The 11,878-nt window shown below is 65.1% G+C and carries 12 protein-coding genes and 1 pseudogene; 6 read left to right on the top strand and 7 right to left on the bottom strand.

Annotation, left to right across the window (positions count from 1 at the left end; translation table 11 throughout):
* Window positions 1-6 precede the first annotated feature (6 nt).
* Window positions 7-1,245, bottom strand: coding sequence for an NAD(P)/FAD-dependent oxidoreductase (locus tag E3T35_RS18845; RefSeq protein ID WP_134380681.1), 1,239 nt, complete (start codon window positions 1,243-1,245; stop codon window positions 7-9).
* Between the two features lie 128 nt (window positions 1,246-1,373).
* Here E3T35_RS18845 and E3T35_RS20345 point away from each other — a divergent pair.
* Window positions 1,374-1,562 (top strand): annotated as a pseudogene (locus E3T35_RS20345) (hypothetical protein); the annotation flags it as partial.
* Here E3T35_RS20345 and E3T35_RS19985 read toward each other — a convergent pair.
* Window positions 1,542-1,682 carry a hypothetical protein gene (locus E3T35_RS19985; protein WP_241988920.1) on the bottom strand — a complete coding sequence of 47 codons (141 nt, stop codon included), beginning with the start codon at window positions 1,680-1,682 and terminating at the stop codon, window positions 1,542-1,544. The pseudogene E3T35_RS20345 and the gene E3T35_RS19985 sit on opposite strands and share 21 nt — an antisense overlap.
* Window positions 1,683-1,721: 39 nt before the next feature.
* Between E3T35_RS19985 and E3T35_RS18840 the strand changes: the two genes are divergently transcribed.
* From E3T35_RS18840 to E3T35_RS18830, 3 genes are all read left to right on the top strand, one after another.
* Window positions 1,722-2,438 (top strand): Lrp/AsnC family transcriptional regulator, encoded by a 717-nt coding sequence (locus E3T35_RS18840; RefSeq protein WP_241988919.1) that lies wholly within the window; start codon window positions 1,722-1,724, stop codon window positions 2,436-2,438.
* A gap of 78 nt (window positions 2,439-2,516) precedes the next feature.
* Window positions 2,517-2,600 carry a hypothetical protein gene (locus tag E3T35_RS18835; protein WP_370449359.1) on the top strand — a complete coding sequence of 28 codons (84 nt, stop codon included), beginning with the start codon at window positions 2,517-2,519 and terminating at the stop codon, window positions 2,598-2,600.
* Between the two features lie 171 nt (window positions 2,601-2,771).
* A complete protein-coding gene (locus E3T35_RS18830; RefSeq protein ID WP_134380678.1) occupies window positions 2,772-3,716 on the top strand; it encodes a cytochrome b/b6 domain-containing protein in 945 nt (314 codons plus the stop codon).
* Here the strand turns inward: E3T35_RS18830 and E3T35_RS18825 are convergent.
* The 3 genes from E3T35_RS18825 to mmsB are packed head-to-tail and all read right to left on the bottom strand — an operon-like array spanning window position 3,713 to window position 6,960.
* Window positions 3,713-4,492 (bottom strand): EI24 domain-containing protein, encoded by a 780-nt coding sequence (locus E3T35_RS18825; RefSeq protein ID WP_198421051.1) that lies wholly within the window; start codon window positions 4,490-4,492, stop codon window positions 3,713-3,715. The genes E3T35_RS18830 and E3T35_RS18825 overlap by 4 nt on opposite strands.
* A 56-nt stretch (window positions 4,493-4,548) precedes the next feature.
* Window positions 4,549-6,033, bottom strand: a complete 1,485-nt coding sequence (locus E3T35_RS18820) for a CoA-acylating methylmalonate-semialdehyde dehydrogenase (protein ID WP_134380675.1) — start codon at window positions 6,031-6,033, stop codon at window positions 4,549-4,551.
* 30 nt (window positions 6,034-6,063) lie between these two features.
* The gene (gene mmsB, locus E3T35_RS18815; RefSeq protein ID WP_134380672.1) at window positions 6,064-6,960 is read right to left on the bottom strand and encodes a 3-hydroxyisobutyrate dehydrogenase; all 897 of its coding nucleotides are present in this window, start codon (window positions 6,958-6,960) and stop codon (window positions 6,064-6,066) included.
* Window positions 6,961-7,065: 105 nt separating this feature from the next.
* On the opposite strand from mmsB, the gene E3T35_RS18810 reads away from it, so the two are divergent.
* A complete protein-coding gene (locus E3T35_RS18810; RefSeq protein WP_134380669.1) occupies window positions 7,066-7,977 on the top strand; it encodes a LysR family transcriptional regulator in 912 nt (303 codons plus the stop codon).
* Between the two features lie 71 nt (window positions 7,978-8,048).
* Here E3T35_RS18810 and E3T35_RS18805 read toward each other — a convergent pair whose 3' ends face one another.
* Window positions 8,049-9,437: an MFS transporter gene (locus E3T35_RS18805; protein ID WP_134344847.1), complete on the bottom strand. Its 1,389-nt coding sequence runs from the start codon at window positions 9,435-9,437 to the stop codon at window positions 8,049-8,051.
* 207 nt (window positions 9,438-9,644) lie between these two features.
* Here E3T35_RS18805 and E3T35_RS18800 point away from each other — a divergent pair, with 207 nt between their 5' ends.
* Window positions 9,645-10,280, top strand: a complete 636-nt coding sequence (locus E3T35_RS18800) for a hypothetical protein (protein WP_134380666.1) — start codon at window positions 9,645-9,647, stop codon at window positions 10,278-10,280.
* A gap of 1 nt (window position 10,281) precedes the next feature.
* Here the strand turns inward: E3T35_RS18800 and E3T35_RS18795 are convergent, their stop codons facing one another.
* Window positions 10,282-11,748, bottom strand: a complete 1,467-nt coding sequence (locus tag E3T35_RS18795) for an MDR family MFS transporter (protein WP_134380663.1) — start codon at window positions 11,746-11,748, stop codon at window positions 10,282-10,284.
* Between the last annotated feature and the right edge of the window lie 130 nt (window positions 11,749-11,878).

The following is an 11,878-nucleotide window of genomic DNA, read 5'->3' as shown; positions in this document are numbered from 1 at the left end:
CGCCTCTCACAGGTCCCGTTGTCGGGCCAGGTCCACGATGGCGTGGGCTGCCCGGTAGCCCGACACGACAGCACCGTTCAGGGACTGCTGGAGCCCGGTATGCTCACCGGCAATTGCGACCAACCCCGCAGCGGAGTCGAAGGCAGACGCGTCCTCCGGCCTCCAATCGAGGGCCGGTGCGGAGTAGGACCCCCTGGTCCACTCGTCGTTGGTCCAGTCAGTGAGCATGACGTCTCCGTCGATGACCAGTTCCGGACGCATCCTCTTGAGCTGGGTAATCCAACGTTCGGGCCCGTTTGCCGTATCGAGTGCAGCCAGGGCGACGGATCCTCCCGCGAAGCAGGAGAGGGCCGGAATGCGATTCTCCCCGTCGACCGACATTGAACGCCACGACCACCAGGTCTGGTCAGCGTTCTGAAGTGCCACGTCGCCATCGACAGCCGACAGGGGGACGCCCAGCTTCGCCGCCGTGCCCATCGAACGATGGTCAAGAGCAGATTGCTGTGCAACAGGAAGTGTGAACCCGAGAGTGATCTCGCGCAGAATCGGGAGCGGTACGGCGAGTACAGCCGCGTGGGCATCGACCGTGGTGCCATCGCGAAGGGTCACCTGCACGCCGGAGGCAGACTGATCGATGGCGGCGATGGGGGACTCCAGCCTGATGGCCGCGCCCAGTAATCGGGCCACTTCAACGGCGAGTGACTGGTTGCCCCTCAGGAATCGTCCCCCGTCCTCGACGTAGCCTCCGGCGGCGGAAGACTCGTGCATCAGCGCAGCTTCTGCACTGATGCACTGGGGGTCTCCGGCCAGCGACGTTGCAATTCGCCGATATGCCGGGTGGCGCTGAAAATCCACTCCCAAGGTCGCCTGGAACACGGTGTCGACTGAGATTCGGTCCATACCGGATGCGAGCATCGCCGTGAGCGTGGCGTTCAGTCGTTCCCCCACGGCATTGAGCTCAGCGACGGTCAAGTGTGCGCCGTCGACCGTTCGTCGGGCGTAGCGCACGTTGTGCGTGAGGATGGGCACCTCGACCTCCGCCGCTAGACGTCGAATGGCGAACTCAGTCGGAAAGACGTACTCGCCGCCGCGCTCGGTGAGCTGACCGTTGCTGAGCGTCTGGGACCAGGTGCGCCCACCGACCCTGTTGCGGGCCTCAAGAACCACTGGATCATGACCTTGCCGGCGCAGTTTCCATGCGGCGGTGAGGCCCGCGAGCCCAGCGCCGATTACTATAACCTTCACGATTCCCCATCAGTTTGTGGCACGAGGCCCAGCTTCTGCGCTGAGTGACGTTCAACTTCATCGTTGATACTGTTTGCACCTTTACGGCGTCAATAATGAAAAAGAGTATCTGAAACCGGTTGAAGTGTGTGCATATTCCCAAGAATCCCCGATCTGATCGCGAAATTGTGCGTCGGTGTGGCAGTATTCGAGAGACCCGACAGGGAGATGAGGTGACAGTGTCGAACAGTGACGGACCTTCCGTTGAAGAGGATCGTGTCGTCGACTGCCTACGACGAGACGGTCGTGCATCGTACTCATCCATTGCGGAAGAACTCGGTCTCACCAGAAATCGTGTTTCTGAAATCGCGAAATCGGTGGTTGATCGCGGTCAACTGCGATTCACAGCCAGCGCCAATCCACGCATGTTCGGTTTTCGGCTTGAGGGTCATCTGCACGTTGCGCTCCGCGGAGACGCGTCATCGCTCTATGAAGAGATGATCGCCTCATCCTTGACAACGTACGTCTCCACGACGACCGGAGACGCCGGGCTGTGCATTCAGGTGCGCTGTCGCGTCGACACGGAACTCGTCGAGCTGCTGGCCGGAATCCGCGAACACCCGGAGGTGCTGTCCATCCAGGTGCACCATTATCAAGCCATCACCCACAACGTTTATGCGCCCACCCTGCAGACGGAAGACGAATACGCTCTTGATGAGACGGACATTCAGTTGGTCGAGACGCTTGAACGCGACGGCCGCGCTCCGGTGAGGGTGCTCGCTGAGGCCCTCGGTCTTCCCGAAAGCTCCGTGCGCCACCGGATGACACGGCTCATCGAGGGGGAGATCATCCGTGTCGTCGCTGTTCCGCGGCGCGAGTTCGGGCGCGCGCACACGCTGGCTCTCGGACTGGGAATCCGGCACTCCGGCGGTTCCCGCACGGGTCTGGACGCCCTGCGCCGACTCGGCGTGGAGTTCATGGCCTCAACGACCGGCGATTTCGGAATCATCGCCACGGCGGTGTTCAGCACGGTGCGAGAGGCGAACGATTTCGTGGAGGTGCTTCGTCGTGAGCCCTGGGTGACTTCCCTCTCAACATGGCTCCATCTGCAGATTCTTAAAGAGGACTACAGCGTGGCTGCCTACCGCCACGCTCGACAACGTATCGACACTCTCGAGCGCAGTTCTGACGACGCTGTCACGGGCACGGCCTAGGGGCTGGCAGCAAAGGGGTCTCGGACGTCACTCCGGCATGAGGTCACGAGGGGGGCGGGGAGCTGGTCGAGGTTGGATGTGTCCAGCGGCGTCGAGTCGAGCCGTGGGGTCAAAGATCCTGTCCTCCTGCGAGCCTTCGTCGATGCGGTTCGAGCCGCTTGATCGCCTACCGAGACAGATGAAGACAGAGTGAATGCGCAAAGCATCCTGACCCGCGATAAGACAGGGCCGGCTATGTGACCTGCCGCGTCAGCTGCCGCCACCCGGGTCGGGGCCGGGCCAGTATTCTTACGAAGACGCTGCGGCACTCTGCCATCGCGGGAACGGATAACGATGACGACGGGTGGCTCCCGGCCGGGAAAAACTCGGCCGAAACGGCGGCTCCGACTGGCCTGGATCGTTCCCGCCGGTCTCATCGTCGTGGCCCTGATCGTGCTGGCGGCGAACGGGGTGCGCGCCCTGCCGGCGGTCGAGTCCTTCCTGCGCAGCTACCCCGGCGTCTCCACCCACGCGGCAGCCACGCCGGTAGGAGTTCCGGCCTGGCTGGCTTGGCAACACGGGCTCAACGCCTTCTTCATTCTGTTCGTCATTCGCACCGGATGGCAGGTGCGCACGACCAAACGCCCGTCCATTTTCTGGACGCGCAAGAACACCGGGCTGCTCCGCACCAAAAATCCCCCGATTCGGATCACCCTCGACCTCTGGCAGCACATCGTTTTCGACACCCTGTGGGTGATCAACGGCATCCTCTTCTACGTTTTGTTGTTCGTGACCGGTCAATGGCTGCGCGTCGTGCCCACGAACTGGGACATTTTTCCCAACGCGATCTCGGCCGGGCTGCAGTATGCCTCGCTCGACTGGCCGACCGACTCCGGCTGGGTGCACTACAACGCCCTGCAACTGCTCAGCTACTTCGTCGTGGTCTTCATCGCGGCACCGATCGCACTGGTGACCGGCCTGCGCATGTCACCGGGCCTGTCTGCGCGGTTTCGCAGGCTCGACCACGTCTTTCCCCTGCCCGTGGCTCGCAAGCTGCACTTCGCGGTGTTGATCTTCTTCGTGGCATTCATTGTCGTGCACGTGACCCTCGTGCTCACCACCGGCGCTCGCGCCAACCTCAACCACATGTATGCGGCGCGCAACGACACGGGCTGGCTCGGCGTCTGGATCTTCGTCGGCGCACTGCTGGTCACGGCCGCAATCTGGGTCGGCGCGCGTCCCGCCGTCGTGCGTGCGATCGCGGCCCGCAGTGGACGCATCATTCACCGCAAGCGCTAAACCGGTTCCACTCTCGACGCGAGTACGTCTCGGCTGAGCATGGCTGCGCCAGCCACAGCCGCCGGCATGACGATGACGGCCGCGCCCGGAATCAGGAACAACAGGTAGGTGAGCACGCCGAAACCTAGGCTGCGCGGGCGGCGCGTGCGCAGCCTCCGCTTGCGTTGGGTGAGCGTGAAGCCGCGGGCGTCGAAAGCGAAGCCGGTGAGTTCGAGAGTGAGAATCCAGCCGCCGAACAGCGCGCCGAGGACGAGGGCGAGCAGCTGGCCGAGGCCGGGTATCAGGCCGCAGACCAGAAGCAGCAGAGCGACCCCGACGGCCAGGCCAACCAGGCGCAGGGCGTCGGCCACCGCGCGCAGAATGCTGCGCAGCAGGCCGCGTGCGGGTTCGACGGGCGCGTCGCCGAGGCTGGTCTCGACCTCGCGCCAGATTCGCTCATAGAAGGGGTCGCCGACAGTGAGCGTTACCGCCACGAAGGTATATGCCAAGAGGAGAATGCCGGCAGCCGCGACGGCAGCACCGGCCACGACCCGCATGCCGGTGCGCCAGGGCTCCCCCCAGCCGCTCGCGAACGGACTGATCGCCACGGCGATGGCCTGGAGATTGACGAGGAGCAGCACGATGCCGGCGAGGTAGACGATGCCGACGATGAAGGCCGGCAGGGCGCCGAGCAGCATGAGGCGCGGTGAGGTTCCCCACATTCTGAGGCCGCGGGCGAGAAAACCGGCCCCGACGAAGAACTCGCGGGTGGCGGTGGGACGGGTTGAAGGCGGCACCCCCACACCCTAACCCGCCGGTGTCGGGTCCCCGCGAAACCGGGGACCCGCCTCACTCAGGCCATCTGCGGAAAACCGAGGTCGATCTCCGAGGTGGCCGGGTCGGGCCAGCGGGTCGTGACGACCTTGCCGCGGGTATAGAAACGGATGCTGTCCGGTCCATACATATGCGCGTCACCGAACAGCGAGTTCTTCCAGCCGCCGAACGAAAACGATCCGACCGGTACCGGAATGGGCACGTTGATGCCGACCATGCCGGCTTCGATCTCGAACTCGAACTGCCGAGCAGCCCCGCCGTCCCGCGTAAACAGGGCCACACCGTTGCCGAACTCGTGCTCGTTGACGAGTTTCACGGCCTCGTCGAAGGTGTCAACGCGCACGATCGACAGCACCGGGCCGAAGATCTCATCGTCGTAGACCTTCATCCCGGGCGTGACGTGGTCGATCAGGCTGACACCGAGAAAGAACCCGTCACTGTCGAACTTCTGCGCCCGACCGTCGACGACCATGGTGGCGCCGGCCGCCTCGGCGCCGGCCAGGTAGGACGCGACCCGATCGCGGTGTTCTCCGGTGATCAGCGGGCCCATCTGCGAGGTCGGATCGGTTCCCGGGCCGACCCGGAGTGTCGTCATGCGCGACTTGATCGCGGCGACGAGGTCGTCGGCGATGCCGCCGACGGCCACGAGCACGCTCACGGCCATGCAACGCTCCCCGGCAGATCCGTACGCGGCGTTGATTGCGGCATCCGCTGCCATCTCCAGGTCGGCGTCCGGCAGCACGACCATGTGGTTCTTGGCGCCGCCGAGTGCCTGTACCCGCTTGCCGTTGCTGGCAGCCCGGTTGTAGATGGACTTGGCGATCGGGGTGGAGCCGACGAAGCTGATGGCCTTGACCGCCGGGTTGTCGAGCAGTTCGTCAACGGCCTCCTTGTCGCCCTGCACGACGTTGAGCACGCCGGCCGGCAAGCCGGCCTCCGTGAAGATCTCGGCGATGAAAATAGCCGATGACGGGTCTTTTTCACTGGGCTTGAGGAGCACCGTGTTGCCGCAGGCGAGGGCGCTGCCGATCATCCACAGCGGCACCATGGCCGGAAAGTTGAACGGGGTGACGCAGGCGACGACGCCGACGGCCTGGCGCACCGAGTGCACGTCGATTCCGTGGGAGACCTGCTGGGAGAAGTCGCCCTTGAGCATGTGCGCGAGGCCGGTGGCGAATTCGATGTTCTCGAGCCCGCGGGTGATCTCGCCGGCCGCGTCGGAGAGTACCTTGCCGTGCTCACTCGTCAGAATTGCGGCGAGCTCGCTCGTGCGCTCGGCGAGCAGCTCGCGCACCTTGAAGAAGATGGCCGTGCGCTTGGCTAGCGTGCTCGTGCGCCACTCGGGCAGGGCCGCCTGGGCCGATTCGATGGCGTCGATCACGACCGCGCGAGAAGCCAGCACGACCTGTTTCTCCTGCACGCCGGTCGCCGGATTGAATACGGGGCCAAATCGTTCGGACGACTCGACGCGCTGCCCGTTGATGTAGTGGGGAATTGTTTGCATGGAAGAGCTCTCTCTGGTGGATGACATGGTTCAGGCGTGCAGGGAGCCGTCGACGAGTTTGACGATCATGGAGCAGTCCTTGCCGCCCTCGCCCTCATCGATCAGGCGCTGAAAGAGTTCGGCGACGTGTTCGCCGATCTCGAGCGGCGTGTCGGTGGCGCGGGCGGCGGCGATCGCCAGCCCGATGTCCTTGCTCGCGAGCGTTGCGGTGAAGGTCGGGGCGAAATCCCGGTTGGACGCGGCCGTCGCGACGACATCCTTGATCGGATACCAGGTGCGCAGCGCCCAGCTGTCACCCGACGAAACGGATGCGATATCCCAGAACACCTGCTTGTCCAGTCCCAGCCGCTCGGCCAGAACAGCGCCCTCCGCCGTTGCGGCGAGGTTGATGAACAGCATGAGATTGTTGCAGATTTTCGCGGCCTGGCCGGTCGTGGCGCCGCCAGTCGGAATGATGTTCGCCGCCATCGGCTCGATGAACCTGCTGGCGTCAGCGACGGCATCCGCAACGCCTCCGATCATGAAGGTGAGGGTTCCGGCGGTGGCGCCGCTCATGCCGCCAGAGACCGGGGCGTCGACGAAGCGAAAGCCGGCCGCCGCTGCGGTATCGTGCAGGGCCTGGGCGGTCTCGATGTCGATCGTCGACGAGTCCACCAGCAGGGTGGCCGGATCGGCCGTGGCCAGCACGCCGTCGTCGCCGAAGTACACAGCACGGGCGTGTTCACCCTTGGGCAGCATGGTGAAGACGACGTCGGCGCCCGCGACGGCTTCGCTGATGCTCGCGGCGGCTGTGACGCCCGCTGTGACGGCCGTGGCGACGGCATCCGGATTCAAATCGAACCCGCGCACCTCATGGCCGGCGGCCACCATATTGGCGGACATGGGCCCGCCCATGTTGCCCAACCCGATCCATGCGACTACTGACATTCGAAGCTCCTTTGCTTTGTGTCCCTCCACCCTCGCAGCCGGATAGAGTGCAATCAAGGCAATATTTCACAGGGGGTATGTGCGCAGATGCACACGCTCGAAAGGATGCGATCCGTGAGTTCACACCAGCTTCCGAGCCCGAACGATCTGCTCGTGCTGCTCACCGTGGCCAGGCTGGGGCGCTTCAACGCGGTCGCCGAGGCGCTCGGCACCACCCACACGACCATCTCGCGGCGCATCCTCGCACTCGATGCGGAGCTGGGCGGCCGCACGCTCGAGCGCAGCCCGCATGGCTGGGAGCTCACCGAGCTGGGCCGGCACGCGGTCAGTGCTGCCGAGGCGATCGAAGACCGGCTGGGCGCGCTCGCCACGGCTATCAGCCAGACCGACCCGCTCTCCGGGCTGCTGCGCATCAGCACCATCGACGGATTCGGGGCGGAGGTCGTCACGCCAGCCCTCGTGAAACTGCAGCAGAGCCACCCGCGCATCAATATCGAGATGTTCAGCGCCACCCGCAAGGTAAGCCAGAACCGGTCGGGCGTCGACCTGGAGATCGTGGCCGGCCGCAACGATGTCAACAACGCGCAGGCGATGTTTCTCACCAACTACTTTCTACGGCTGTACGCCAGCCGCGAGTATCTGCTTGGCCGCGGCGCGCCCCGCACGCTCGACGACGTTGCGTTGCACAGTTTCGTGTCGTACGTCGAGAGCGCCCTGCTCGTGACCGACCTGGGCTATCGCTCCTCCGAGCTGCCGGAACCGGCCACGACCTTTCAGGCCACCAGCCTGTTCGCCCAGTTGGAGGCGGTGCAGGCCGGCGCCGGAATCGGACTCCTGCCGAACTTTCTCGTGCACGACCGGCCGGAATTCGTGCCCGTGTTGCGCGCAGACTTTCAGCGTCAACTGCCCATCTGGGCCGTCGTGCGGGCCGAATCGCTGCGTTCGCCCGTGGTGCGCGCCGCCATCGAGGCAATCACGCTGGAGATCGCGAATCGACCGACCGCCTTCAGCGAGTGACTTACAAGCGGATGCCCCGCCGGCGCGAAAAAGGGCGGCCCGATCCGTGGGATCGGACCGCCCGCGACGCGCTACCGGCGACCGACCTCGGCGAGGTCGGCCTGGGCGGCGCGATCGGCTGAGTCGGCGGCATCCGCTGCGTCAATGTCGTGCAGGGAGAGCCCGCGCGTTTCCTTGAGGGTGAGCACCACGAGGGCCGTGATCAGGCACGCGGCTGCGAGGTAGATGGCTACCGGCACCGAGGACTCGAAGGTGGAGAGCAGGCTCACGGCGATGATCGGGGCGATCGAGCCCGCGATGACCGAGGTGACCTGGTAGCCGAGGGAGACGCCGGAGTAGCGCATCCGGGTGGGGAACATTTCGGCCATGATCGCGGGCTGGCCGGCGTACATGAGGGCGTGGAAGAGCAGGCCCATCATGATCGCGACAATGATGATGAAGTCGTTCGCGGTGTCCATCATGGGGAAGGCGAAGAATCCCCAGGTGCCCGCGAGCAGGGCGCCCAGGAAGTACACCGGGCGCCGGCCGACCCGGTCGGAGAGGTGTCCGACCAAGGGAATGACAATAAAGTGCAGGGCGTGGGCGAGGAGTAGAAGCAGCAGCACCCGCGCGGTGTCCATCTGCACGATGATCTTCAGGTAGGTGATCGAGAAGACGACGACGAGGTAGTACAGGATATTCTCGGCAAAGCGAAGGCCCATCGCCGTGAAGACGCCGCGCGGGTAGCGGCGGAAGACCTCGACAATGCCGTAGCGTTTGTCACCGGCAATGACTTCTTGCTGCGCCTTGAGGAAGATCGGTGCGTCGCTGACCTTGGTGCGGATGTAGTAGCCGACGAGCACAATGACGGCGGAGAGCCAGAAGGCGACGCGCCAGCCCCAGCTGAGGAAGGCCTCATCGGAGAGGGTGGTCGAGAGCACGAAGAGCACGGCGGTGGCGAGCAGGTTTCCACCGGGCACGGCGGCCTGGGGCCAGCTGGCCCAGAATCCGCGCGACTTCGCGGGGCTGTGCTCGGCGACGAGAAGAACCGCTCCACCCCATTCGCCGCCGACGGCGAAGCCCTGAATGAAGCGCAGGAGGATGAGGAGAACCGGTGCGAGGTAGCCGATCTGCTGGAAGGTCGGCAGGCAGCCCATCAGGAAGGTGGCGACGCCGACGAGAACGAGGCTGAACTGGAGCAGGCGTTTGCGGCCGAACTTGTCGCCGAAGTGTCCGAAGACGATGCCGCCGATGGGGCGGGCCAGGAAGCCGACGGCGTAGGTGGCGAAGGCCGCGATGATGCCCTCGAGTTCGGTGCCGGCGTTCGGAAAGAACAGGGTGCCGAAGACCAGGGTGGCGGCGGAGGCGTAGAGAAAGAATTCGTACCATTCGACGACCGTGCCGGCCATGGAGGCCGCGACGACCTTTTTCAGTCCGGACGTCTGCACGTCGTTTCGGGTATCGGATCTGGTCGTGCTCATAGGATTTCCCCTGGTGTCGTCATTGACACAACGTGCGCCGGTCCCAAGCGGGCGCGCACGTCGTCTGGCTCGTCTTAGCTTGCGCTTCGCGTTGGTGGCTGTCAAAGACGATTCGCACAGGGGCGACGTGCAGAAATGCACACGGTGGCGCGGCGAACGAACGCGGCACGGTTATTCTCGAAGGAACAACAGTGAGGTGGGGCAACAGTGACGCACGCGCATCCGCTGCACGTCGATGTTGAAGTAGCGTGCCTGTGCTGCCTCGCGCCGCAGCCGTTTCACTTCACGTCGCTGAGCGACCACGTGGTCTGCTCGCTCTGCGTGCACCACATCGGGGCCGAGAAATCCGAGCGCCGGGACCTTGAGCACGTGAAGCTGTGGGCTTCTCGCTGGGCTTTGGCTGAGACCGCCCACGCCGACTACATCGCCGAAACGGATGCTTTACTCTTCGGCCGGGACAAGGACCTGACCGCCCTTCGCGACCAGGTCGCCGAGCTCAGCGCCATCGTTGCCGGCCAGTTCACGGCCGGGATCGAGGGGGTGCGGAGCCTGTTGCAGAATGACCTGGTCAAGCGTGCTGAACGCAACACCGAACTGGCCCGGCGGCAGATCGACTGGGCCATGGCCGGCATCTGGCGCATCGAAGCGCTGCACCACGACGCGGCGGCGCAGAAGTGTTCCTGCGGCCGCATGGCGGGCAGCTGCGACGAGAGCGCCGCGATCGACCCGCTCCGGCAGGCGCTGCTCGACTGGGAGAAGAAGAACGTGGCGCTGCTGCAGGGCGGCCGGCGGCACGGACTGCCGGCGGATCATCCCGCGGTGCTGGCCCAGCGCATCCGCTGAATCAGTGAGCGCTGACCGAAGCGCTCTCGACCGCGTCGCCGAGCGGCGGGCGCCGCACAAGGAATGCAGCTGGAATGGCGAACAGCGAGATGATCGCGCCGCACAGGAACGCACCGCGAATTCCGGAGGCCGTCGCCGAGATCTCGGAGACGCCCTGAGCCATGAGGGCGGCCGACTGCGCGGTCATCACGGCGATGAACAGTGCCGTTCCGACGGCGCCGGCGAGTTGCTGGATGGTACCGACGACCGCGCTGCCGTGCGAGTACAGGCTCGGCTTGAGAGAGCCGAGGCCCGACGTGAACAGCGGCGTGAAGAGCAGCGAGAGGCCGGCGCTCATGCCGACGTGGGCGATCAGCAGCATCCACGGCGGGGTGGTCTGCCCCATCATGGTCATCGCCCAGAACGCGGCGCTGACGATAATCGAGCCGGGAACCAGCAGGATGGTCGGGCCCCGCCGGTCGTAGATGCGGCCGACGAACGGCGCGAGGAGCCCCATGGTCAGGCCTCCCGGGAGCAGAAGCAGGCCGGTTTCGAGGGCCGTCAGGCCGAGCACGTTCTGCATGTACAGCGGCAGCAGAATGATGGTGCCGAACAGGGCGAGCATGCTGATGCTGAGCAGGGAGATCGAGAGGGTGAAGGTACGCGAGCTGAACACGCGCAGGTCGAGCAGGGCCCGATCGGTGCGCTGCAGCTGAAGCTGGCGCAGCACGAACACGGCCAGGGCGACCAGGCCGATGCCGAGCGGAATCCAGCCGGCAGCGGATGCCCCACCCAGGTTGCTGAGGCCGTAGACGAACCCGCCGAAGCCGAAGGCCGAGAGGATGACGGAGAGCACGTCGAGCGGCACCTTGCGCGGCGTCGTCACGTTCTGGATGCGCGAGGCACCGAGAATGAGGGCGCCGATGGCGATCGGCAGCACGAGAATGAACATCCATCGCCAGTCGAGCACGCTAAGGATGACGCCGGAGATGGTCGGGCCGATGGCCGGGGCGACCGAGATGACGATGGAGATGTTACCCATGGTCTTGCCACGAGAGGCCGGTGCGACGAGCGTCATCACGGTGGTCATGAGCAGCGGCATCATGATGGCCGTTCCACTGGCCTGCACGATGCGGCCGACCAGCAGCACCTCGAAGCCGGGCGCGAGCGCGGCGATCAGGGTGCCGGTGCTGAACAGTGTCATCGCGGCGATGAAGACCGGCCGGGTGTGGAAGCGCTGGATGAGAAAACCGGTGATCGGAATGACCACGGCCATGGTGAGCATGAACGCCGTCGTCAGCCACTGGGCGGCGGTGGCCGTGATACTGAGGTCCTTCATGAGGTGCGGCAGTGCCACGCCCATGATGGTCTCGTTCAAAATGACGACGAATGCCGAGGCCAGCAGCAGCCGAATCACGAGCTGGTTGCGCCTGGCGTCGGGGTGTTGTGCGGCCTCGGTGATCGTGTCGGTGGCGGCTGGTGCGGTCATTACTGGTCCTGACGGTCGTGCGAAAAGGGGATGTGCCACAAACGGCACGCTAAAATGAGCGGCCGCCCGCCCCGTAGGTCCCCCGGGCCAGCTCGCTGTGTGCGCCTCTAACTGCAGCGTTTTGCAGGGT

It is taken from the genome of Cryobacterium sp. TMT1-2-2, assembly GCF_004403505.1.
Classification (GTDB): Bacteria; Actinomycetota; Actinomycetes; order Actinomycetales; family Microbacteriaceae; genus Cryobacterium; species Cryobacterium flavum.
This window is presented reverse-complemented; position numbering and strand designations above follow the sequence as displayed.

Bases quoted from the DNA above. Each gene is read 5' to 3' on its own strand.
- E3T35_RS18820 (WP_134380675.1), bottom strand. From the start codon at position 6,033: ATGCAAACAATTCCCCACTACATCAACGGGCAGCGCGTCGAGTCGTCC.
- mmsB (WP_134380672.1), bottom strand. From the start codon at position 6,960: ATGTCAGTAGTCGCATGGATCGGGTTGGGCAACATGGGCGGGCCCATG.
- E3T35_RS18840 (WP_241988919.1), top strand. From the start codon at position 1,722: ATGATCGCCTCATCCTTGACAACGTACGTCTCCACGACGACCGGAGAC.
- E3T35_RS18810 (WP_134380669.1), top strand. From the start codon at position 7,066: ATGCGATCCGTGAGTTCACACCAGCTTCCGAGCCCGAACGATCTGCTC.
- E3T35_RS18830 (WP_134380678.1), top strand. From the start codon at position 2,772: ATGACGACGGGTGGCTCCCGGCCGGGAAAAACTCGGCCGAAACGGCGG.
- E3T35_RS18805 (WP_134344847.1), bottom strand. From the start codon at position 9,437: ATGAGCACGACCAGATCCGATACCCGAAACGACGTGCAGACGTCCGGA.
- E3T35_RS18795 (WP_134380663.1), bottom strand. From the start codon at position 11,748: ATGACCGCACCAGCCGCCACCGACACGATCACCGAGGCCGCACAACAC.